Consider the following 20,133-nt stretch of genomic DNA (forward strand, 5'->3'; position numbering starts at 1 on the left):
GCGACGTCATGCCTGGTCAACGCGTGGGCGGTGCGCCCGGCGGAAACGCTGTGCGACGATCGCCGAAAGTCTGGGGGATGCACCATGACCGCGAACACCGTACGGGCACTGCGCGGCGCGCTCGCCGCGGCCGTCCTGCTGGGCGCCGGGGCGTGCGGGACGGACGGCGGCCTGAGCGCCGCCGACGGCCGCACCGGCGTCCGCCACTCCGCGACGGCGGCGGCGCCGACCCGGTCGGGCTCGCTGCCGGAGGTCTCGCCGGACAAGCTGCCCAAGGAGGCGGTGGCGACGCTGAAGCTCATCGACGAGGGCGGCCCGTTCCCGTATCCGAAGGACGGCGTCGTCTTCCAGAACCGTGAGCGGATTCTCCCGCGCGAGCCACGCGGTTATTACCACGAGTACACGGTCCCGACCCCGCATTCCAAGGACCGGGGAGCGCGTCGGCTCGTCTCCGGAAAGAACGGCGAGCGCTACTACAGCGGCGACCATTACCGCAGTTTCGTCCGCGTCCTGTGGAAAGGCCACCGGTGACGGACGCGCACCGCCTCGTCGCCGACGTCGTCGCGGGACGGGTGAAACCCGGCGTCTACCAGTGGCGGTCGGCGGCGGCCGGGCGCGGGACCTGGCGCGAACCGGCGGAACGCGCGGGCTGGCGCACGTTCTACCTGGACGGCCACCTCATCCGGAACCGGGCCGCGTTCCTGCGCCACTGCGCGGAGACGTTCGCGTTCCCCGACTGGTTCGGCCAGAACTGGGACGCCCTGGAGGAATGCCTGCGGGACCTGTCCTGGCTGCCCGCCGCGAACGGCTCCCTGGTCGTCTACGACGCGTGGACGGAGCTGGCCGGGAGCGACGAGCCGGTCTTCCGCACGGCCCTGGCCGTCTTCGGCGAGGCCGTGGAGGCGTGGCGCGACACGGCGACCCCCATGACGGTGCTGCTGCCGAGCGCCGCCACGGAGGTCGCCGGGGTGCCGAAACTGGCCTGAACCGCGCCGGAATCCGGGCCGGACGTCAGTACGTCGAGCCGCTGCTCGCGCCGAACAGCGCGATGGCCCCGATGAAGTAGCAGATCCAGACGATCAGCCAGATGCCCGTGACGATGTAGCCGAGGACGAGCCCCGCGACGGCCATGCCGGAGCCGCCCTCGCCGGTGCGCTTGATCTGGCTCTGCGCGACGTGTCCGAAGATGATCGCGAGCACCGAGGTGAAACCGCAGAACAGGATGCCGATGAGCCCGAGGATCATCGACGCCGTGGCCATGCCGTTGGTCGCCGGCTGGACGGGCGGGCCGCCGCCGTAGTAGTGGTGCTGGACGGGCGCGGGCTGCTGCGAGTACTGGCCGTAGGGGTCGTGCTGACCGTAGGGGTCGTACGGGTTCGACATGGGCATCCTGATCGGGTCGCGCGCCTGCCGCCGTTCGCCGGACGCGTGCGCTGGGGGGCTGGATTCCGGATTATGCCAGTGTGACGTGCCGGAAGGTGTTTGTCGCCCCCCGGCCTACCGTGATGTTAGATGCGGGGTCCGTCACGCCGGTTCCCCGCGCGCCGGAAAATCCGGAGGCGGCCCGATCAGGCCAGATTGCCGCGGAGCCAGGAGATGTCGTCGGCCTGCCCGGCGGACGGCGTCTCCACGACGACGGGCGCGCCCGCCCCGCGCACGACGGCCAGGATCAGCTCGGGGTCGATAGTGCCGCTGCCGAGGTTGGCGTGCCGGTCCGCCCCGGACCCGAACGCGTCGCGGCTGTCGTTGCAGTGGACGAGGTCGATGCCCCCGGTGATCGCCTTGATGCGGTCGACCGCGTCGACCAGTTCCTCGCCCGCCGCGTGCGCGTGGCAGGTGTCGAGGCAGAACCCGACCTTGGAGTCGATGTCGGTGACGCCCGACAGCACCTCCCACAGCCGCGAGATCCGCTCGAACTTGCGGGCCATCGCGTTGCCGCCGCCCGCGGTGTTCTCGATGTAGATCGGGATCGGCGTCTCCAGGCGCTCGAACACCTTGCGCCAGTTCTCGAAGCCGTTCTCGGGGTCGTCGTCCTTCAGGACGTGCCCGCCGTGGACGATCAGCGCCCGCGCGCCGATCCCGGCGGCGGCGTCGAGCTGCTGCTGCAGGAGCTTGCGGCTCGGGATGCGGATGCGGTTGTTGGACGTCGCCACGTTGATGACGTACGGCGCGTGGACGAACACGTCCACGTCGGAGTCCCGGACGGCCTCGATGCCCTCCGGCAGCTCGGGCTTCTTCCAGCCCTGCGGGTCGCCGAGGAAGAACTGGACGACCTCGGCCCCGCGCTCGCGGGCGCTCTCGATCGGCCGGGTCTGATCGACGTGGGCTCCGATGCGCATGCGTCCGAGGGTATCCGGGCCCACGCCCGGTGCGTCACACGGAAGCTCACATGGAGAAGCCGCCGTGCCGCAGCGCGAAGCCCGCCCCGACGAACGAGCCGACCATCCCGATCACGTTCAGCCACCGCTGGCCGGTCGTCACCGACATCATCTGGTTGTAGAGCGCGACGGGCAGGCCGATGATCCCGAGCACCAGCCCGGCGAAGTGCGTCGCCGAAACGAACCCGAGCACCAGGGCCGCGAGCCCGACGACGAGGGCGATCCCGGCGATGGCGTTGTGGCGGGCCGTGATCCGCCGGTACTCGGCGGCGCGCGAGCCCGCGGCCCCGGTCGTGTGCTGCGTCATCCGGACACCTCTTTCCGACGAAGGACGCCGGCGCGGCGCGCTGTCCCGCGCCGGTTCAGTAGAGATGCCCGAAAGATCCGTCGTCAATCGGCGGCGCCGCGGAGGAAGTGTCGGCGGCACCCGGTAACGTCGAACACGGATTCGAGGATGAGGGTCTCGCCCCCGAGGGGAAGCGGGGACGAGCCGGGAGGTGTTCGCACGTGAGGGAGAGTGAACTCGCGGTCATCGGCGACGCGGAGCTCGTCGAGGAACTGTCGATGCTGACGACCCAGGCCGCCAGGATGCGCGCCCGGATGGCCGACATCATGGCCGAGTTGGAGCGCCGCCGGAACCGGTCCGGCTGCGGGCAGGCCCGCACCGCGGCGCGGCACTAGAGCGTCCGCGCCCGCCGCGACGTGCGCGGACCGCGCCCGGCCACCGCGGGACAGTTGGTAGCCTGTACCGGTCCCGCGGCAGGTCGCCCCCATCCGGGGTCGGTCGGCCCGCCGCGGCGGACGCAAGAGCCCTCCTGTCACGGAGAGACCGTGACCGCATCAGTCCAGAGGAGGTAGGGACACAGCATGCGTCGTTACGAACTCATGACCATCCTCGACCCGGCCATCGACGAGCGCACCGCCGGTGCGGCCCTCGACCCGTTCCTGAAGGTCGTCAAGGACGGCGGCGGCAGCGTGGAGAAGGTCGAGATCTGGGGCCGTCGCCGGCTGGCGTACGACATCCAGAAGAAGTCCGAAGGCATCTACGCGGTGGTCGACCTGTCGGCTGAGCCTGCCACGGTCAAGGAGCTCGACCGTCAGCTCAACCTGAGCGAGTCGATCCTCCGCACCAAGGTCATCCGCCCCGAGGTCCACTGAGTCTGGCTCAGCCCTCTCATCAGCCGGAGCGAGCCCCATGGCAGGCGAAACCGTAATCACCATCGTCGGGAACCTCGTCGAGGACCCGAACCTGCGCTTCACCTCGAGCGGCGCGGCGGTCGCGTCGTTCCGCATCGCGTCGACGCCGCGCAGCTTCGACCGCCAGACCAACGAGTGGAAGGACGGCGAGTCGCTGTTCCTGACCTGCAGTGTCTGGCGGCAGGCCGCGGAGAACGTCGCCGAGAGCCTCACCCGCGGGATGCGCGTCATCGTGCAGGGCCGGCTCAAGCAGCGCTCGTACGAGACGCGCGAGGGTGAGAAGCGCACCGTCTTCGAGATCGACGTCGACGAGGTCGGCCCGTCCCTCCGCAACGCGACCGCCAAGGTCAACAAGGCGCAGCGGCAGGGTGGCGGCGGCGGGTTCGGCGGCGGTCCGGGCGGTGGCGGCGGCGGTTTCGGCGGCGACCAGGGCGGCGGCTTCGGCGGCGGTCAGGGCGGTCCGGGCGGCGGCTTCGGCGGGGGCCAGGGCGCTCCCGCGGGCGGCGGCCCGGCGAACGACCCCTGGTCCTCCGGTGGGGGCGGCGGCGGAGGCTACTCCGACGACCCGCCGTTCTAACCGGCGAACCACATTCCAGTAATCACGTCCATTCCCGCGTGAGCGGGGCTCTCCCAAAGGAGCACCACGATGGCGAAGCCACCTCCCCGCAAGCCCAAGAAGAAGGTCTGCGTCTTCTGTCAGGAGAAGATCTCCTACGTCGACTACAAGGACACCGGGCTGCTGCGCAAGTTCATCTCCGACCGCGGCAAGATCCGTGCCCGCCGCGTGACCGGCAACTGCACCCAGCACCAGCGCGACGTCGCCACGGCGATCAAGAACGCTCGCGAGATGGCGCTGCTGCCGTACACCAGCACCGCGCGCTGAGAAAGGAAGACGCGACATGAAGCTCATCCTGACTCAGCAGGTGTCCGGGCTCGGCGAGCCCGGTGACGTGATCGAGGTCCGCGACGGCTACGGCCGCAACTACCTCGTCCCGCGCGGGTTCGCGATCAAGTGGACGCGGGGCGCGGAGTCGCAGGTCGCCTCTATCAAGAAGGCGCGTTCGGCTCGCGAGATCGCGACCGTCGAGCACGCCAAGGAGGTCGCCGGCCGGCTCAAGTCGATCAAGGTGACGCTGCGCACCCGGACGGGCAGCAACGGCCGCCTGTTCGGCGCGGTGACCGCCGCCGACATCGCCGACGCCGTCAAGGCCGCCGACGGGCCCGACCTGGACAAGCGCCGGATCGAGATCGGGAACCCGATCAAGACCGTCGGCACGCACCAGGTCAGCGTCCGGCTGCACGCCGAGGTCAACGCGACGATCGACGTCAACGTCGTCTCCGCCTGACCGCGCTCTCACGGCCGGGCTCCCTTCGGGGGGTCCGGCCGTTTCGCGTTTCCGGGCGCAACGCCCAAGATCATCAATTGCGCGGGGACCGGCCGGGCGCCGGGTTACCGTCCGTAAAGGATCATGACGGACGGGGGGACACCGTGGTCACGCATGGGGAGGAGACCGGCGGAACGCCGACGCGCCGCCTGGTGCTGGGAGGACTCGCGGCGTTCGGCGTGGCCGCCGCGCCGCTGCTGCCGGGCTCGCCGGGGGCGGGCGTCGCGCGGGCGGATTCGGCGCGGGCGGACGGGGCGCGCGGCGGGGCCCGTGGTGGGGCTCGTGGTGGGGCGCGCGGCGGGGTGCGGCGGCCGGTCGTCGCGTCGCGCGAGCTGTGGAAGGCTGTGCCGCCGACCGGGGAGATCCGGGTGCTCGGGCGCGCGCCGGACCGCATCGTCGTCCACCACACCGAGAGCGCGAACGTCGCGGACACGTCCGTCGAGCACGCGTACGAGCTGTCGCGGACCGTGCAGCGGTTCCACATGGACGAGCGCGGCTGGGCCGACATCGGGCAGCAGTTGACGATCAGCCGGGGCGGGCACGTCATGGAGGGCCGCAAGGGCAGTCTCGCGTCGATCCGCGCGGGGCGGCTGACCGTGGGCGCGCAGGCGCTCCACCACAACGAGCACACGATCGGCATCGAGAACGAGGGCACGTACATGACCGCGGACGTGCCCGCCGCGCTGTGGGAATCCCTCGCGGCGACGTGCGCGTGGCTCTGCGCCCGCTACGGCCTGGACCCGGACGAGGCGATCGTCGGCCACCGCGACCTGTGCGAGACCGACTGCCCGGGCGACGTCCTCTACGCCCGCCTGCCCCGCCTGCGCCACCGCGTGTCCCTACTCCTCGCCGGCCTCGCGGACGACCCCGAAGACCTCGCCCGCCGACCGCACGACACGACCGCCCACCTGAAACACGACGCCCCACGGCGCACCCCGAACGACCCACCGCACGGCACGAGGGACCAGCCACCCGCTCGCGGGGCGGACAGCGCGGTGCGCGGCGACCCGCACGGCAGGCCCGGCGACGGGCCGGACGGCCCGCCGCGCGGTGACGCGCGCGGTGAGCGCGGTCCGTGGCGCGATGCGGCGGATGATCCGTCGCGGCGAGGCCGGCGCGGCGGCGGTGCGGACGGGTCGCGGGGGCGCGTTCTGGACGGAACGTCGCGCGATGGCGCGGTGGATGTGCCGATGCGCAGGGATTAGGTGGTGTTCCGAAGTGCGGCCCACGGCCCTCGCCCGACGGCTCCGGCCTTCGCGAGCGCGGTCCGTGGCGCGGTGCGGGGATGATTCCGCGCGCGGTGATCCGCGCGGCAGTCCGCAGCGCGGAGCGGACGGTCCGGGCGGACGGGTCGCGGGGGCGTGTTCTGGGTGGGACGTCGCGCGATGGTGCGGTCGATGCGCAGGGATTAGGGCGCGTTGTCGACGTCCCGTTCGCTTGGCGGCTCGGGCTTCACCGACTTGCTAGGGGTGTGGTGTTTCGCGGTCTGGGTGGGGAGGCTCGCGTCCGCCTGCTTCGCCGGCCGGGCAGCGCACTCGCGCTGGGACTTGGGGCCGGTGAAGCGAACGTTCCAGGTTCAGGTTCGCGGGCCGTCGTAGCGGGTTCGGCGGCGGGCGATGTCGGGGTCGACGGTCTCGACGAGCGTCCACAGGAGGGCGATGCGTTCCGCCAGGACGTCCGGGGGCAGCCCGGCGAGGCTCTCGGCCGCGAGGTCGTCGATCGCCTGGTGGAGCCGGGCCATCCGCTCGCCGTAGCTGGAACACATGTTCGAATCGTAGCGAGAGTGATCGTCGTTGCGTCCGGGTTCGGCGGTGCGCGCGCGACCGGGTCGGGGCAGGGACGCGGCCGGGTCGCCGTCAGTCGCGGACCGCGCCGGTGACCAGCCAGGCCCCGCCGCGCGCCCGCGCGCCGAGCGTGACGAGGCGTGTCGTCATCCACAGGCCGATCGCCGTCCACAGTCCGACGAGCCCGGCGCCGGAACTGTGGACGAGCAGCGCGGCGGGGAGGAAGACGGCGGTGGCGAGGACGGTCGTCCACGCGAGGTACGTCCCGTCGCCCGCGCCGATGAGGATGCCGTCGAGGACGAACACCACGCCCGCGACGGGCTGGAGCAGCGCGACGACGAGCAGGGACGAGAAGAGCAGGTGCCGCACGTCGGCGTCGGCGCTGAACAGGCCGGGCAGCAGCGGCCGGGCCGCGAGCACGAGCAGCGCGAACGCGATCCCGCAGCCGACGCCCCACGCCGCCATCCGCCGCGTCGCGGCGCGCGCCCCGGCGGCGTCGGCCGCGCCGAGGCAGCGCCCGGTGATCGCCTGCCCGGCGATGGCGATGGCGTCGAGGGCGAACGTCAGCAGCGTCCACACCTGGAAGCCGACCTGGTAGGCGGCGAGCTGCGGGTCGCCCATGCGGGCCGCGACGGACGTCCCGACCACGAGGACGACGCGCAGCGCCGCCGTGCGCAGCAGCAGCGCCACCCCGGCGGTCGCGGCGGTGCGCAGCCCGGCGGCGTCGGGCCGGACGGACGCGCCGTGCCGCCGCGCCGCGCGCGCGACGACGGCGACGTACACGGCGGCGCTGGCGTTCTGCGCGACGACCGTCCCCCACGCGGACCCGGCGATGCCCCAGTGCAGTCCGAGGACGAACAGCGCGTTCAGCGCGAGGTTGGCCGAGAAGCCGCCGATCGAGACGAGCAGCGGCGTCCGCGTGTCCTGGAGGCCGCGCAGCACGCCCGTCCCGGCGAGCACGACGAGCATCGCGGGCACGCCGAACAGGCTGACCCGCAGGTACGCGGCGGCGTGCGGCGCGACGTCGGCGGACGCGCCGAACAGCTCGACGAGCCGGGGGACGAGCGGCAGCCCGGCCGCGACGACGACCGCGCCGATGGCGAGCGCGAGCCAGATCCCGTCCACGCCCTGCCGGACGGCGGCGCGCAGGTCGCCCGCGCCGACGCGCCGCGCGACGCCCGCCGTCGTCCCGTAGGCGAGGAACACGCACAGGTAGACGAGCGTGCTGAGGATCTGCCCGGCGACGCCGAGTCCGCCGAGCGGCGCGGTGCCGAGGCGGCCGACGATCGCGGAGTCCGACAGCAGGAAGAGGGGTTCGGCGACGAGCGCGCCGAAGGCGGGGACGGCGAGGCGCAGGATCTCCCGGTCGCGGGCGCCGAGGTGCCGCCGGGGCGGGGCGGCGGCCATGATTCTCCTCACCCGGCGTGACTTGTAACCGACCTTCCCATTTTATCCCTTACCTCACCATGCGCCCGAAGTTTCTTTCGCACACAGCCGGTGGACGAAGTCCGTGCAGGTCAGCCCGGTTCGTGTGGGAGACTCGTCGGACTGTCCACAGCGTCGTCCACAGGTCCTGCACAGCCTGACCGGCGTGTCTGCACAGGTTGTCCCCAGGTTTTCCACAGGGCTCTTTGCCCCGGGGGCGCGGGGGCCCGGAGAATGTCAGACGCTCGGGATAGACGTGGGACGGACGGTAGGGCGACGGCGAACGGGGACGCCGCCGTCCGGTGAGGGGGCGGCATGAGCGTGACCGATCTCGGCTCGCAGGAGCAGGAGTTCGAGCGCACCCCGCCGCACGACATCACCGCCGAGCAGGGCGTGCTCGGCGGCATGCTGCTGTCCCAGGACGCCATCGCCGAGGTGGTGGAGATCCTGCGGACGGCCGACTTCTACCGGCCGGCGCACCAGTTGCTCTTCGACGCCGTCCTGGACCTGTACGGCCGGGGCGAGCCCGCCGACGCGGTGACGGTCGCGGGCGAGCTGACCAAGCGCGGTGAGATCGGGCGGGTCGGCGGCGCGCCGTACCTGCACACGCTGATCTCGTCAGTCCCGACGGCGGCGAACGCGGGCTACTACGCCAAGATCGTCCGCGAGCGGTCGGTGCTGCGCAAACTGGTCGAGACGGGCACCCGGATCGTCCAGATGGGCTACGCGGCGGACGGCGCCGACGCCGACGAGGTCTTGGACCGCGCGCAGGCCGAGGTCTTCGCCATCGCCGAGAAGCGCTCCGGCGAGGATTATCTGCCGCTCAGCGAGATCATGCCCGACGCGCTGGACGAGATCGAGGCGATCGGCAGCCGGGGCGGGCAGATGACCGGCGTCCCCACCGGCTTCGCCGACCTCGACTCGCTGACCAACGGGCTGCACTCCGGGCAGATGATCGTCGTCGCGGCGCGGCCCGCGATGGGCAAGGCCCTCGCGCTGGACACGCCGCTGCCGACGCCCGGCGGCTGGACGACGATGGGCGCGGTCCGCGTCGGGGACCATCTGATCGGCGCGGACGGACGGCCGACGCGGGTCGTCGCGGCGACCGAGGTCATGGCGGGGCGGCCGTGCTACGAGGTCGAGTTCTCCGACGGCGAGCGGATCATCGCGGACGCCGAGCACCAGTGGCGGACGGTCGCGTCCGCCCGCCCGGCCGCGCCGTCGCGGAAAGCCGCGCGCGCGGGCGCGCCGGAACCACGCGGCGACCGCGCCCTCCGGCGGCCCGCACACACAGGCCGCACCGGAAACGCCCACGGCGCCACGCACCACCGCCCGGCCGCGATGACGCCCCTGCGAACCATCGCGACGGACGCGCGGACCAGGCACGCGGAGGTCGACGCGCACTTCCGCGCTGAGTCGGCGGCGCTCATGGGGGTCATCGCGGCGGACGCACAGGCCGAGCGCGCGGGCGCTGGCGCGCATGTCCGCGCGGAACTTGCGCGAACCATCGCGGCGGACGTGTGGGCCAGGCGCGTGGAGGTCGACGCGCATCTTCGGGCAAACGCGGTGACCACCGTGCAAGCCGTCGTGGCGAATCTGCAAGCCGGGCGTGCGGAGGCCGACGCGCATACCCGCGCAAATGCGGTGACCACCGTGCAAGCCGTCGCGGCGGACGTGCGGGCCGGGCGCGTGGAAGTCGGCGCGCACGTCCGCGCGGAATCCGCACGGGCCGGGCGCTTGGAGGTTGGCGGGCGCGTCGGCGTGGAGTCGGTGACCACCACGCGGGCCATCGCGGCGGATCTGCGGGCCGGGGTGCGGCACGCGGTCGTGGACGGGCGGGCGTTCGAGCTGCCGCGCGTCCCGCTGGGCGAGGACCCGTACGCGCTCGGGGTGCGGCTGGCCGCGCGGGCGGCCGGGCGGGTGCCGGTCGAGTGTCTGCGGGCCTCGCGGGAGCAGCGCGCGGCGCTGCTGCGCGGGCTGCTCGGCGGGGCGGACGTGTTCACCTGCGCGGATCGCGCGCTGGCGGAGGACGTCCGGGAGCTGGCGCTGGGTCTTGGTCGCCGCGTCGTCGTGGCCGCCGCGCCCGGCGGGTTCCGGGTGGCGGTCGCGGCGGGGCGCGGCGTGCGGACGATCACGGCGGTGCGGCCCGTCCCGAGCGTGCCGGTGCGCTGCGTCCAGGTCGACAACGCCGACCACATGTACCTTGCGGGCCGCTCCTGCGTCCCGACGCACAATTCCACGCTCGCGCTCGACTTCGCCCGCGCCGCGTCGATCAGGCACGGCCTGACCTCGGCGTTTTTCAGCCTGGAGATGGGCCGCAACGAGATCACGATGCGCCTGCTGTCCGCCGAGGCGCGGGTGGCGCTGCACGCGATGCGGTCCGGCACGATGCAGGACGAGGACTGGACGCGCCTCGCCCGCCGGATGAGCGAGGTCGCCGAGGCGCCGCTGTTCATCGACGACTCCCCGAACATGTCGATGATGGAGATCCGCGCGAAGTGCCGCCGCCTGAAGCAGCAGCACGACCTGCGCCTGGTGATCATCGACTATCTGCAGCTCATGTCGTCGGGCAAGCGGGTGGAGTCGCGGCAGGTCGAGGTATCGGAGTTCTCCCGGTCGCTGAAGCTGCTGGCGAAGGAGCTGGGCGTGCCGGTCATCGCGCTGTCGCAGCTCAACCGCGGCCCCGAGCAGCGGACGGACAAGAAGCCGATGGTGTCGGACCTGCGCGAGTCCGGGTCGATCGAGCAGGACGCGGACATGGTGATCCTGCTGCACCGCGAGGACGCCTACGAGAAGGAGTCGCCGCGCGCGGGCGAGGCGGACCTGATCGTCGCCAAGCACCGCAACGGCCCGACCGCGACGGTGACGGTGGCGTTCCAGGGCCACTACAGCCGTTTCGTGGACATGGCCCAGTAGCCCGTCCGCGGCCGTCCGGAGCATCGCGCCGCGTGGGGCACGATGGGGATGATCAACGGACGAAGGGGGCGGACATGATCGAGGAGTCCGAGCTGCGGCATCTGCGGCGCTGCGTGGAACTGGCGGCGGAGGCGCTGGCGGCGGGCGACGAGCCGTTCGGCTCGGTGCTGGTCGACGCCGACGGGTCCGTCCGCGCGGAGGACCGCAACCGCATCGCCGACGGCGACCGCACCCGCCACCCGGAGTTCGCGCTGGCGCGCTGGGCGGCGGAGAACATGACGCCCGCCGAGCGGGCCGCCGCGACGGTCTACACGTCGGGCGAGCACTGCCCGATGTGCGCGGCGGCGCACGCGTGGGTGGGGTTGCGGCGGATCGTGTACGTCAGCTCGTCGGCGCAGCTCACGGCGTGGCTCGCCGAACTCGGCGCGGCCGCGCCGCCCGTCCGCCCGCTCCCCGTCAACGACGTCGCCCCCGGCATCGTCGTGGAGGGACCGGTGCCGGGCCTGGACGAGGAGGTCCACGCCCTGCACCGCCGCTTCCACAGCGTGGTCTAGCGCCGGACTTTGGCGAGGGCGACATCGCTTCGCCAGTTGACGCACTCGCGCTGTGGCTGGGGCACTTTGCGACGGACCCTAGGAAACGCAGGGTTCCTCGGGGTCGATGATGCGGGCCAGGAGGGCGAGGAGTTGGGCGCGTTCGGCGGGGTCGAGGGCGGCGACCAGGCGTTCGTTCGCCTCGCGGCCGAGCCGTTCGGTCGTGCGGAGCCGCCGCTCGCCCTCCGGGGACAGCGCGATGGAGTTCTTGCGGCGGTCGCGGGGGTCGGGTTCGCGGGTGACGAGTCCAGCCCGCTGGAGGTCGTTGACGGCGGCGACCATGTCCTTCGGGTCGATGCCGAGGCTGCGGCCGAGGTCGGCCTGGGAGACGGGCGCGCGTTCGGCGACGGCGGCGAGGACGGCGTGGTGCGTCATCCGCAGGTCCGCCTCGGCGAGCGCGGCGGCGACGAGGCGGTGGCCGCGCGCGGCGGCGCGGCCGAGCAGCCAGCTCGGCAGGACGCGGATGGACTCGGGCGCGGTGGGAGCGTCGGGCATGGGACGAGGATAGCGATTCATTGGGTTCCCCCATGATATTGTTGGGCAACCCAATGAACTCGGAGGTTCCATGCGACGCATCCGCCACCACGAGCACGGCGGCCCCGGAGGCCTGCGCGTCGAGGAGGCGGACGTCCCCCGGCCCGGCCCCGGCGAGCTGCTGGTCCGTGCGGAGGCGCTGGGGTCACGCTGCCCGCCGTCCGCAAGGTGCGCGACACCGCGCCGAGGCGCGGGGCCCTCGAAAAGGCGGCGGTGGTTGGATCGTCGGCATGGAACTGCGCCGCCTCAGGTACTTCGTGACGGTCGTGGAGGAAGGGGGTTTCACGCGCGCGGCCGAGCGGCTGCACGTCGCGCAGCCGGGCATCAGCGCGCAGATCCGGTTGCTCGAACGCGAACTCGGACAGCCCCTGCTCGACCGGACCGGGCGGACGGTCCGGCCCACGGCGGCGGGCGAGGCGGTGCTGCCCTACGCGCGCGCCGCGCTGGCGGCGGTCGCGGGGGCGAAGGAGGCGGTGGACGAGCTGACGGGGCTCGTCCGGGGGCGCGTCTCCATCGGGATGGTCACCTCCGTGCCGGGCGACGCGCTGCCCGATCTGCTCGCGGGGTTCCACCGCGCGCACCCGAACGTCGAGATCACGCTGGCGGAGGGCGACTCCGCCGGGCTGCTGCGGGACCTGCTCGGCGGCGTGCTCGACCTGGTGCTCGTCGGGCTCGCGGGGGAGCCGCCGCCGGGCGTCGGCGTCCGGGTGATCGCGGACGAGGACCTCGTCGCGGTCGTCGCGCCCGACGACCCGCTGGCCGGGGCCGGGAGCGTGCCGCTGGCGGCGCTGCGCGACCGCGACGTCGCGGCGCTGCCGCGCGGCACGAGCCTGCGCGACATCGTGGAGCGCGGCTTCGCGGCGGCCGGGATCGCGCCGCGCGTCGCGTTCGAGGCCGCCGATCCCTATGTGCTCGCGCGCATCGCGTCGCGGGGCCTCGGCGTCGCGCTCGTCCCGCGCTCGCTCGCGGAGGCGCACCCGGACGCGTGGGCGTCGGTCGCGCTCGACGGCGGGGCGTTGCGCGGCCGCCTCGTCCTGGCCTGGCGCGAGACCGGCCCGCTGAGCCCGGCCGCCCGAGCTTTGACGGCACACGCCCGTGCGGTCTTCGACGCGCCGTCCACGACCCCGTGACCTGCGGGCGGGTTCTGGTGCGACCGCGCTGTTTCGACCCTTGCGGACGGAGTTTGCCGCACGACCATGCCCCCGGGTCCGGTGGCCTGCGTGCGGGTCAGTCGGCGGGCTCCAGGACGAAGACGGGGATCACGCACGACCGCACCGTCCGATTCGCCGCGCACGTTCCATTGGCCGCCGTGACACGGACGCGTGTGCGCGTCCGCGTGAGTCATGGGCACCGCATCGAGCACGCGCCCGGTCCGCATTCGGCATGCTCGGCGAGAATGCCACGGCTTCGCACGCACTCATGTTCGCCGGAACCAATGACCCGCTCACACCACCCCCCGGACCCGGCCGGAAAGGCGGCCTCAATTACCGTTGGGGCATTTTGGGGGTTCGGGGAGGGCGGGCATGGTGGTGGATAGATACCGAAGGATGGCGGATTGATTCTTAAGACGGTTCGAGAGGGTGATTTCTACGGCGGGGGTGCGGGCGTAGGAGAGCAGCGTTCTGTCGCCGTGTTCGGATTTATGTTCGTTCACGATCCAGGCCACGCCGTTCATCGTCGAGCAAGGGGCCGATGGCGGGACGTTCGAGATGTCGCCGCAGCGCAGGATTACGTCGCCGTCGCCCCAGACCGCAGTTCCTTCGGGGCCGGAGGTTTTGCGGGTGCGGCCCGCCAGTTTTGTCGGGGTCTTGGTTATCAGCGTTGTGCAGGCTGGGGTTTCGCCGCCGGGGGCCGCTGAGACGTTGTAGGAGTGGGATGTGGTTCCGCAGGCCGTCAGGCAGACGGCCAGTAGGGCTGTTCGGGCAGGGGCCAGCTTCATGGGGCGTCCTTGGGTGGTCTGCGGGTCAGTCTGTTCGGATGCTGAGTAGGTCGCCGGGCTGGCAGTTCAGTTCTCGGCAGATCGCCGTCAGGGTGGAGAAGCGGATCGCCTTCGCACGGTCGTTCTTCAGGACCGACAGATTCACGACCGTCACGCCCACTCTGGATGCGAGTTCCGCGAGGGTCATGCCTCGTTCGGCCAGTAGGCGGTCCAGATGCACTCGTACTCGGTGTTCTTCTTCCGGTGGCATCTAGATCAGCCCTTCGGTGTCGGCGCGTAGTTTCGTTCCGCGTCGGAAGACTTCGGCCAACGCCAGAATGAGGAAGGCGAGTAGGACGTATCCGCCGGTGAAGGTCACCGAGAACGGGATTTCGTCTGCCAGGGACGTGCCTCGGACGAGCACTTGCGTCGTCAGTGCCGGGAGCGTCGGGGCGAGGACGGCCTGGGCCAGTGCGGTGACGCCGATGATGCTCAGGCGGCGGGCGTTTTCCGGGACGAAGACATCGCCGGTTCGCAGCGTCGCGGCCATCTTGAACAGCAGGAACAGCACCAGGAGTAGGAACAGGCCGCCGACGAGTTCCGGTAGGGCGAGTAGCAGGCGCTGAGACAGGTCGGGGTTCGTGAACGCCAGGTCCGCGTGGTGCGTGCCCGTGAGGGTCATGCCGTGGTCCGTCGCTTCCTGAACGGCGGCGGACGGCGGGCGGGTCGTGGTGTCGAGGGTCACTTCGCGGGTGTCGATCGGGCCGACCGCGCCGACCACGCCGAGCGCCGGGATCAGCACGCCGAAGACGCCGACGAGCACGGCGGCCAGGGCCAGGAGCGCCTCCAGCAGCCGGTTGTCGCCCCGGCTCCACCCGAGCTTCGCGGTCATGAGTCCCCCTCAACGCGCACGAACCGTGCATATCGCTTTTCGATAGTATCGATAAGCGATATGCACGGTGTCAACCGCGAACGTCAGGTGAGCATCTCCTCCGGCACGGCGGCCAGCGCCTCCTGGATCGCGGCGACGAGGCGGCGCGCCGACTCGGCCGTCAGCTCCACCGCGACGCGGGCCGCCGGGTCGCGGGACGGGTCGGTGAAGTCGATGTTCAGCGTGTGCTCGGCCATCGCGTGGACGGGATGGTCGAAGTAGACCGTCGCGTCGGACACGTGCATCCAGGAGCCGCCCGGCCCCTTGGCGCTGCCGTCGATCTCGGCCTTCACCGTCAGATACGTACACATGTCAGGCCCCCAGGTGCTTCGCGAAGAAGGCGGCGATCCGCTCCCAGCCGTCGTTCGCGGCGGCCACGTTGTACGACGGACGGTCCACCGCGAAGAACGCGTGCCCCGCGCCCTCGTAGGAGTGGAACTCGAACTCCTTGCCGTGGTCGCTGAGGATCTGGTCCAGCTCCGCGACCTCGCTCGGACTCGGGAACCTGTCCGCCTCGCCGAACAGGCCGAGCAGCGGCGCGCGCAGTCCGGGCAGTTTGTCGACGAGGTTCGTCATCTTGAGAGGGAACTCGTCCGGCGGCGTGCCGGTGACGAACGCGCCGTAGCAGTCCACGGCCGCGTCCAGGTCCAGCTCGCACGCGGCCAGCACCGACTGGCGGCCGCCGGAGCAGTGGCCGATCACGCCGGCCCGTCCGTTGGACGTCGGCAGCGCGCGCAGGTACGCGGCCGCTCCGGCCACGTCGCCGACCAGGCGCGCGTCCGGGATGCCGCCGTTCGCGCGGGCGACCGCCGCCGCGTCGTCCGGGGCCGCGCCGGGGGCCTCGCGCGAGTACAGGTTCGGGCAGATCGCGTCGTAACCCAGCTCCGCGAACCGGCGGACCATCTCCTTCGTCGCCCGGTCGTAGCCGGGCAGATGGTGGATGACGACGACGCCGCCGCGCCGTCCGTCCTCCTGCGGGCGGGCGAGGTACGCCTCGATCTCGTCGCCGCCGTCTCCGGTGATGCGGACCGTCGTCGCGCACAGGGAATCGCTCATGCAGCAGGTCTATCACCGCGGGTCGGCGCGCGGCGGCCGCGGAACCCGGCGGTCGCGCGCCCCCGAGCTCCGCGACCGCCGGGCCGCACCGCCGCGGCGCACACGGACACGCCGTTCCCCTCGGTGACGGCGTGGTGCGGCGGTGGCCGGCGCGCCGCGTCCGGGACGTCCGCTCCTCGGAGAACGTCCCGGACACGGCGCTCCGGAGTCGCCCCCGACCGTGGGCTCCCCGCGCCAGGAACCGGTCGGCGGCGACGTCTCAGGGCGGGACGGTCAGTCCTCCCGCGCGGGGCGACGGCGGCGGCCGGTCAGCAGCAGGCCGCCGATGCCGCCGAGGGTGAGGCCGAGCGTGCCGGTGAGCAACGTCGTGCCGAGCGGGCCGCCGGAGCCGCGCGGCCCGTTGTCCGCCGCCGTGTTGCGCAGCGCGACGTTCGCGCCCGTCCCGCCGTGCTGGTGCCCGGTGGCGGGCGGCGGGCAGACGGCCGGGACGGGCGTGCCGTGCGAGCCGTGGGCGCGGGACGGCTTCGGCGTCGTCGCGCTCGGCGTGCGCGCCGGGGCCGGGGCGGTGCCGCTCTTGCCGCCGAAGACGACGTCCGAGCAGGAATAGAATGCCTCCGGGCTGTCGGTGCGCTGCCAGATGGCGTAAATGAGGTGGCGCCCCGACTTTCCGGCGGGAAGGCGGCCGCTCATGTTGTAGAAGCCGTTGGAAAGCGCCGGGGACGGGACGGTGAGGAACGGCTTGCCCTCCAGATCCGACCACGCGAGCGGCTTGCGCGGGTCGTAGCCGTCCTTGGTGACGTAGAACTGGAAACCGCCCTGGTGCGGGGCCGTCGCCTTGTAGCGGAACGTGTACGCGGCGCCCGACTTCAGTGCCGTGGCGGGCCAGTCGGCGCGCGCCAGGTCGAGGCCGCGGAACTCGGGATTGCCCGCGCTGCACAGCTTCCCGTCCGGAATGAGCTGGCGGTGGCGCCCGGCCGCGTCGCCGCGCCGGACGCCGTTCCAGTCGTAGAACGGCTGGGTGCCGCCGGCCCGCACGGCGGCCTTGCACGCGGCCGTCCGGGGCGACTCGGGATTCTCCAGGTAGCAGGTGAGCGCCCGGCTGGCGGGCGTCTGCATCGAGCCGTGCGCCAGCGCCGGCGAGGCGGGCACCGTGAGCACCGCCACCGGCGCGGCGGTGAGCGCCACGGCGGCCACGGCGTGCCGGAAGGACGTGGAGCGGGTTTTCATCGGACCCCCATCGGAGACGCATCGCTTGTGAGGGGAGATTAGGGCGGGAACGGGGGCCGAAAATGGGTCTTCAGGTTCCGTTAAGAAACGCATGAGCAACATATAACTTCGGTTGCTGTAGACCTCGGAGGGCATTGACAGCCGGGGGTCCGGCCCACCTTAACCGGCCATAAGCAATGGCCGGAAGAATGGTCGGCCCCCTTTTTCTGGCCCGGTTTGCGAGGTCGTCGTTGAAGTTCACCCATGCGGGCGTGCGCGCCCGGCGGGCCCCGCGCCGCCGCCGCGCGGAGACGCCGCTCGTCCCCGCGCGGACGCTGCTCGCCGCGATCGGCGCGGGCGGCGGCGCGCTCGTCGTGCTGTGGATCGCGCAAGGCGTCCGGCCGTCGTCGGCGGCGGACGCGTTCGGGGCCGGGGCGCGGCTCGCGGGGCTCAGCGCGGGCTACGGGCTGCTCGTCCTGGTGCTGCTGACGGCGCGCGTCCCGGCGATCGAACGCGGCCTCGGCGCGGGGCGGCTCGTGCGGTGGCACGGCCTGGCCGGGGCGTGGGTCCTGCCGCTGCTGGCCGCGCACGCGGCCCTCGCCATCGCGGCGCGCGCCGCGGACGGCGGGGCGGACGCCGTCCGGGCGACGCTGTCCGGGACGGCCGTCGCGGCGGGCGTGTCCGGCGCGCTGCTGCTCGCCCTCGCCGGGGCGGTCGCGCACGACTCCGTCCGCGACCGGGTGCGGCCGTTCGCGTGGCGGACCGCGCACGCCACCGCGTACGCCGGGGTCGCGCTCGGGTTCCCGCACCAGCCGCAGGGGCCGGACGTCGGCGCGCACGCCGCGCTCGCCCTGCTGTGGACGCTGCTGCACGCGCAGGTCGCGGTGGTCGTCCTCTGGTACCGGGTCGCGGTGCCGCTGCGGCAGGGGTTCCGGCACGGGCTGCGGGTCGTCCGCGTCCGCCGGGAGGCCCCGGACGTCGTGTCGGTCGTCATGGCGGGCCGCGACCTGCACCTGCTGCGCGCCGAACCCGGCCAGTACCTGCGCTGGCGGTTCCTCGACCGGGGGCTGTGGTGGTCGGCGCTGCCGTTCTCGCTGTCCGCGCCGCCGGGGGACGGGACGCTGCGGGTCACCGTGCGGATCGTCGGGGAGCGCACCGCGCGCGTCGCCCGGCTGCGGCCCGGCACGCGCGTCCAGGCGAGCGGGCCGTTCGGGGCGATGACGGCGCGGCGGCGGACGCGCCGCCGGGTGCTGCTCATCGCGGGCGGCACCGGCATCGCGCCGCTGCGCGCGCTGTTCGAGACGCTGCCGGGCGGGCCCGGCGACGTCACGCTGCTCTACCGGGCGTCGGACGCGTCGGGCCTGCTGCTGCGCGGCGAGCTGGAACGCATCGCCACGCGCCGCCGCGCCCGGCTGCACTACCTGCTGGACCCGCCGGACCGCGCGCCCGGCGACCCGCTGTCGCCGGAGCGGCTGCGCGCGCTCGTGCCGGTGATCCACCGCCACGACGTGTACGTGTGCGGGCCGCCCGGGATGACGGAGCACGCGGTGCGCGCGCTCGTCCGCGCCGGGGTCGCCCGGCACCACATCCACACCGAGAGCCTAACGTGAACGGAGGTCCGGACATGCCGCACTCGGCGCCCACGGAACGAACGGCCCAGTTCGGGGGACGGCACGCGGGACAGCACGCGCGTCGGCACGCCGGGCAGGACGCGGACCGACCCGCGAGCGCGCTCACAAGTCCGCCCGCGAGCCGGGCCTCGGACGAGGCCCGCCACGCGGATCACTCCGCCGGCCGCCCTGCGAGCGAGCAGACGGGCGAGAACGCCGCCCGGCCGATGAGCCGCGCCGCGGACGAGCCCGCGCACCGCCGCCCGAACCCCCGGACGGACCGACCCACGGACCAGCCCGCCAACCGGCGGGCGGACCAGCCCGCGAGTACGGGCACGCCCCGGCCCGCGCGCGGACGCATGCCCCGAAAGACCCACCGCACCGCACGCGAACGCGCACGCCGGATCGCCGGCAGGGTCGCGCGCCGGGCCGCCGACCAGAACAAGCGCGCGGACGCCCGCCTATCCGCAGGCGGACCCTCGCCCCGGCCCGCCGCCAGCGACGCCCGCAGCAAAGCACGCCGATCCGCCGACCAGGACGCGCGCGGCGGCACACGCGGGGCCGTGGTCCAAGCCGCACGCCGGGCGGTCGGCCGCGAACGGTGTGGGGACGCACGCCGGCCCGCCGACCAGAACGAGCGCGGGGACGCACGCCGGAGCGCGGGCCAGGCCGCACACCGGGCCGCCGACCAGAACGAGCGCGGGGGCGTACGCCGGATCGTGGGCGGGGACTCGCCCCGGCCCGCCGACCGCGTCGCGCGCGGCGAAACACGCCGGACTGCCGACCAAGACGCGCGCGGCGCCGCACGTAGGGCCGTGGGCCGGGCCGCACGCCGGGTCGCCGGCCGCGAACGGCGTGGGGACGCACGCCGGACCGCCGACCAAGACGCGCACGGGGACGCGCACGGGAGCGCGCATGGGGACGTGGGCGGGGCCTCGCCTCGGCCCGCCGACCGCTACGGACGCGGGGGCACGCGCCGAATCGTGGGCTGGGCCGCACGCCGGGCCGCCGGCCGCCACGAGCGTGGGAACGCACGCCGATCCGCCGACCAGGACGCGCGCGGGGACGCGCGCCGAGTCGTGGGCCGGGCCGCAGGTTGGCCCGCTGACCGCGACATGCGCGGCGATGCACGCCCGATCACGGGCCGGGCCGCACGCCGGGCCGTCGACCAGAGCGAGCGCGGGGGCGTACGCCGGATCG

At 73.3% G+C, this 20,133-nt stretch carries 24 protein-coding genes; 12 read left to right on the forward strand and 12 right to left on the reverse strand.

Going from position 1 to position 20,133, the window contains the following annotated elements; genetic code table 11:
• Positions 1–84: 84 nt before the first annotated feature.
• Positions 85–531 (forward strand): guanyl-specific ribonuclease, encoded by a 447-nt coding sequence (locus G339_RS0113565; protein ID WP_019631625.1) that lies wholly within the window; start codon positions 85–87, stop codon positions 529–531.
• A complete protein-coding gene (locus G339_RS33600) occupies positions 528–986 on the forward strand; it encodes a barstar family protein (protein ID WP_019631626.1) in 459 nt (152 codons plus the stop codon). Before G339_RS0113565 ends, G339_RS33600 begins: the two co-directional genes overlap by 4 nt.
• Before the next feature lie 25 nt (positions 987–1,011).
• On the opposite strand, the gene G339_RS0113575 is transcribed toward G339_RS33600, so the two are convergent.
• From G339_RS0113575 to G339_RS0113585, 3 genes are all read right to left on the reverse strand, one after another.
• Positions 1,012–1,383: a DUF4190 domain-containing protein gene (locus G339_RS0113575; RefSeq protein WP_019631627.1), complete on the reverse strand. Its 372-nt coding sequence runs from the start codon at positions 1,381–1,383 to the stop codon at positions 1,012–1,014.
• 185 nt (positions 1,384–1,568) lie between these two features.
• Positions 1,569–2,339, reverse strand: a complete 771-nt coding sequence (locus G339_RS0113580) for a deoxyribonuclease IV (protein ID WP_019631628.1) — start codon at positions 2,337–2,339, stop codon at positions 1,569–1,571.
• Between the two features lie 46 nt (positions 2,340–2,385).
• The gene (locus G339_RS0113585) at positions 2,386–2,685 is read right to left on the reverse strand and encodes a hypothetical protein (RefSeq protein WP_019631629.1); all 300 of its coding nucleotides are present in this window, start codon (positions 2,683–2,685) and stop codon (positions 2,386–2,388) included.
• Between the two features lie 200 nt (positions 2,686–2,885).
• On the opposite strand from G339_RS0113585, the gene G339_RS39410 reads away from it, so the two are divergent.
• The 6 genes from G339_RS39410 (at position 2,886) to G339_RS39830 (ending at position 6,165) form a co-directional block, all read left to right on the forward strand.
• On the forward strand, positions 2,886–3,059 hold the full coding sequence (locus G339_RS39410; RefSeq protein ID WP_019631630.1) for a hypothetical protein: 174 nt from the start codon (positions 2,886–2,888) through the stop codon (positions 3,057–3,059).
• A 186-nt stretch (positions 3,060–3,245) separates the two neighbouring features.
• Positions 3,246–3,536, forward strand: a complete 291-nt coding sequence (gene rpsF / locus G339_RS0113595) for a 30S ribosomal protein S6 (RefSeq protein ID WP_026341419.1) — start codon at positions 3,246–3,248, stop codon at positions 3,534–3,536.
• Between the two features lie 37 nt (positions 3,537–3,573).
• On the forward strand, positions 3,574–4,152 hold the full coding sequence (locus G339_RS0113600; RefSeq protein WP_019631632.1) for a single-stranded DNA-binding protein: 579 nt from the start codon (positions 3,574–3,576) through the stop codon (positions 4,150–4,152).
• Between the two features lie 69 nt (positions 4,153–4,221).
• Positions 4,222–4,458 carry a 30S ribosomal protein S18 gene (gene rpsR / locus G339_RS0113605; RefSeq protein WP_019631633.1) on the forward strand — a complete coding sequence of 79 codons (237 nt, stop codon included), beginning with the start codon at positions 4,222–4,224 and terminating at the stop codon, positions 4,456–4,458.
• A gap of 16 nt (positions 4,459–4,474) precedes the next feature.
• A complete protein-coding gene (gene rplI, locus G339_RS0113610; protein ID WP_019631634.1) occupies positions 4,475–4,921 on the forward strand; it encodes a 50S ribosomal protein L9 in 447 nt (148 codons plus the stop codon).
• Between the two features lie 143 nt (positions 4,922–5,064).
• Complete coding sequence (locus tag G339_RS39830) at positions 5,065–6,165, forward strand: peptidoglycan recognition protein family protein (RefSeq protein WP_240489807.1); 1,101 nt, start codon at positions 5,065–5,067, stop codon at positions 6,163–6,165.
• 371 nt (positions 6,166–6,536) lie between these two features.
• Here G339_RS39830 and G339_RS38760 read toward each other — a convergent pair whose 3' ends face one another.
• Both G339_RS38760 and G339_RS0113625 read right to left on the reverse strand, forming a co-directional pair.
• Complete coding sequence (locus tag G339_RS38760) at positions 6,537–6,725, reverse strand: hypothetical protein (RefSeq protein ID WP_157407646.1); 189 nt, start codon at positions 6,723–6,725, stop codon at positions 6,537–6,539.
• 91 nt (positions 6,726–6,816) lie between these two features.
• Positions 6,817–8,151, reverse strand: a complete 1,335-nt coding sequence (locus G339_RS0113625; RefSeq protein ID WP_019631637.1) for an MATE family efflux transporter — start codon at positions 8,149–8,151, stop codon at positions 6,817–6,819.
• 333 nt (positions 8,152–8,484) lie between these two features.
• Between G339_RS0113625 and dnaB the strand changes: the two genes are divergently transcribed.
• Together dnaB and G339_RS0113635 are read left to right on the forward strand one after the other, a co-directional pair.
• Positions 8,485–11,085: a replicative DNA helicase gene (gene dnaB, locus G339_RS0113630; RefSeq protein WP_019631638.1), complete on the forward strand. Its 2,601-nt coding sequence runs from the start codon at positions 8,485–8,487 to the stop codon at positions 11,083–11,085.
• Positions 11,086–11,159: 74 nt separating this feature from the next.
• Complete coding sequence (locus G339_RS0113635; protein WP_019631639.1) at positions 11,160–11,639, forward strand: nucleoside deaminase; 480 nt, start codon at positions 11,160–11,162, stop codon at positions 11,637–11,639.
• 78 nt (positions 11,640–11,717) lie between these two features.
• Here G339_RS0113635 and G339_RS0113640 read toward each other — a convergent pair whose 3' ends face one another.
• Positions 11,718–12,173 (reverse strand): MarR family winged helix-turn-helix transcriptional regulator, encoded by a 456-nt coding sequence (locus G339_RS0113640; RefSeq protein ID WP_019631640.1) that lies wholly within the window; start codon positions 12,171–12,173, stop codon positions 11,718–11,720.
• Between the two features lie 269 nt (positions 12,174–12,442).
• Here G339_RS0113640 and G339_RS0113645 point away from each other — a divergent pair, with 269 nt between their 5' ends.
• Positions 12,443–13,342, forward strand: coding sequence for a LysR family transcriptional regulator (locus G339_RS0113645; protein WP_019631641.1), 900 nt, complete (start codon positions 12,443–12,445; stop codon positions 13,340–13,342).
• A gap of 350 nt (positions 13,343–13,692) precedes the next feature.
• Here the strand turns inward: G339_RS0113645 and G339_RS37715 are convergent, their stop codons facing one another.
• From G339_RS37715 to G339_RS0113670, 6 genes are all read right to left on the reverse strand, one after another.
• A complete protein-coding gene (locus G339_RS37715; protein WP_084693235.1) occupies positions 13,693–14,151 on the reverse strand; it encodes a DUF3515 family protein in 459 nt (152 codons plus the stop codon).
• Between the two features lie 25 nt (positions 14,152–14,176).
• Entirely contained in the window at positions 14,177–14,401 is a 225-nt protein-coding gene (locus tag G339_RS0113650; protein ID WP_026341420.1) for a helix-turn-helix domain-containing protein, read from the reverse strand.
• Complete coding sequence (locus G339_RS0113655; RefSeq protein WP_019631643.1) at positions 14,402–15,022, reverse strand: DUF2975 domain-containing protein; 621 nt, start codon at positions 15,020–15,022, stop codon at positions 14,402–14,404.
• A gap of 83 nt (positions 15,023–15,105) precedes the next feature.
• On the reverse strand, positions 15,106–15,372 hold the full coding sequence (locus tag G339_RS0113660; protein ID WP_026341421.1) for a DUF6295 family protein: 267 nt from the start codon (positions 15,370–15,372) through the stop codon (positions 15,106–15,108).
• Position 15,373: 1 nt separating this feature from the next.
• A complete protein-coding gene (locus tag G339_RS0113665) occupies positions 15,374–16,117 on the reverse strand; it encodes a dienelactone hydrolase family protein (protein WP_019631645.1) in 744 nt (247 codons plus the stop codon).
• 273 nt (positions 16,118–16,390) lie between these two features.
• Positions 16,391–17,344, reverse strand: a complete 954-nt coding sequence (locus tag G339_RS0113670) for a lytic polysaccharide monooxygenase auxiliary activity family 9 protein (RefSeq protein WP_019631646.1) — start codon at positions 17,342–17,344, stop codon at positions 16,391–16,393.
• Positions 17,345–17,574: 230 nt separating this feature from the next.
• Here G339_RS0113670 and G339_RS0113675 point away from each other — a divergent pair, with 230 nt between their 5' ends.
• Positions 17,575–18,933: a ferric reductase-like transmembrane domain-containing protein gene (locus G339_RS0113675; RefSeq protein WP_205625552.1), complete on the forward strand. Its 1,359-nt coding sequence runs from the start codon at positions 17,575–17,577 to the stop codon at positions 18,931–18,933.
• The last annotated feature ends 1,200 nt before the right edge of the window (positions 18,934–20,133 follow it).

This window comes from Actinomadura atramentaria DSM 43919 (assembly GCF_000381885.1).
In the GTDB taxonomy this organism is placed as follows: Bacteria; Actinomycetota; Actinomycetes; order Streptosporangiales; family Streptosporangiaceae; genus Spirillospora; species Spirillospora atramentaria.

Excerpts from the sequence above, each read along its gene's own strand:
- dnaB (WP_019631638.1), top strand. The coding sequence starts at position 8,485 with ATGAGCGTGACCGATCTCGGCTCGCAGGAGCAGGAGTTCGAGCGCACC.
- G339_RS0113650 (WP_026341420.1), bottom strand. The coding sequence starts at position 14,401 with ATGCCACCGGAAGAAGAACACCGAGTACGAGTGCATCTGGACCGCCTA.
- G339_RS0113600 (WP_019631632.1), top strand. The coding sequence starts at position 3,574 with ATGGCAGGCGAAACCGTAATCACCATCGTCGGGAACCTCGTCGAGGAC.
- G339_RS0113655 (WP_019631643.1), bottom strand. The coding sequence starts at position 15,022 with ATGACCGCGAAGCTCGGGTGGAGCCGGGGCGACAACCGGCTGCTGGAG.
- G339_RS0113580 (WP_019631628.1), bottom strand. The coding sequence starts at position 2,339 with ATGCGCATCGGAGCCCACGTCGATCAGACCCGGCCGATCGAGAGCGCC.
- G339_RS0113625 (WP_019631637.1), bottom strand. The coding sequence starts at position 8,151 with ATGGCCGCCGCCCCGCCCCGGCGGCACCTCGGCGCCCGCGACCGGGAG.
- G339_RS0113635 (WP_019631639.1), top strand. The coding sequence starts at position 11,160 with ATGATCGAGGAGTCCGAGCTGCGGCATCTGCGGCGCTGCGTGGAACTG.
- G339_RS0113640 (WP_019631640.1), bottom strand. The coding sequence starts at position 12,173 with ATGCCCGACGCTCCCACCGCGCCCGAGTCCATCCGCGTCCTGCCGAGC.
- G339_RS0113565 (WP_019631625.1), top strand. The coding sequence starts at position 85 with ATGACCGCGAACACCGTACGGGCACTGCGCGGCGCGCTCGCCGCGGCC.
- G339_RS0113670 (WP_019631646.1), bottom strand. The coding sequence starts at position 17,344 with ATGAAAACCCGCTCCACGTCCTTCCGGCACGCCGTGGCCGCCGTGGCG.
- G339_RS0113585 (WP_019631629.1), bottom strand. The coding sequence starts at position 2,685 with ATGACGCAGCACACGACCGGGGCCGCGGGCTCGCGCGCCGCCGAGTAC.
- G339_RS0113575 (WP_019631627.1), bottom strand. The coding sequence starts at position 1,383 with ATGTCGAACCCGTACGACCCCTACGGTCAGCACGACCCCTACGGCCAG.
- rplI (WP_019631634.1), top strand. The coding sequence starts at position 4,475 with ATGAAGCTCATCCTGACTCAGCAGGTGTCCGGGCTCGGCGAGCCCGGT.
- G339_RS37715 (WP_084693235.1), bottom strand. The coding sequence starts at position 14,151 with ATGAAGCTGGCCCCTGCCCGAACAGCCCTACTGGCCGTCTGCCTGACG.
- G339_RS0113660 (WP_026341421.1), bottom strand. The coding sequence starts at position 15,372 with ATGTGTACGTATCTGACGGTGAAGGCCGAGATCGACGGCAGCGCCAAG.
- G339_RS0113645 (WP_019631641.1), top strand. The coding sequence starts at position 12,443 with ATGGAACTGCGCCGCCTCAGGTACTTCGTGACGGTCGTGGAGGAAGGG.
- rpsF (WP_026341419.1), top strand. The coding sequence starts at position 3,246 with ATGCGTCGTTACGAACTCATGACCATCCTCGACCCGGCCATCGACGAG.
- rpsR (WP_019631633.1), top strand. The coding sequence starts at position 4,222 with ATGGCGAAGCCACCTCCCCGCAAGCCCAAGAAGAAGGTCTGCGTCTTC.
- G339_RS0113665 (WP_019631645.1), bottom strand. The coding sequence starts at position 16,117 with ATGAGCGATTCCCTGTGCGCGACGACGGTCCGCATCACCGGAGACGGC.
- G339_RS38760 (WP_157407646.1), bottom strand. The coding sequence starts at position 6,725 with ATGTGTTCCAGCTACGGCGAGCGGATGGCCCGGCTCCACCAGGCGATC.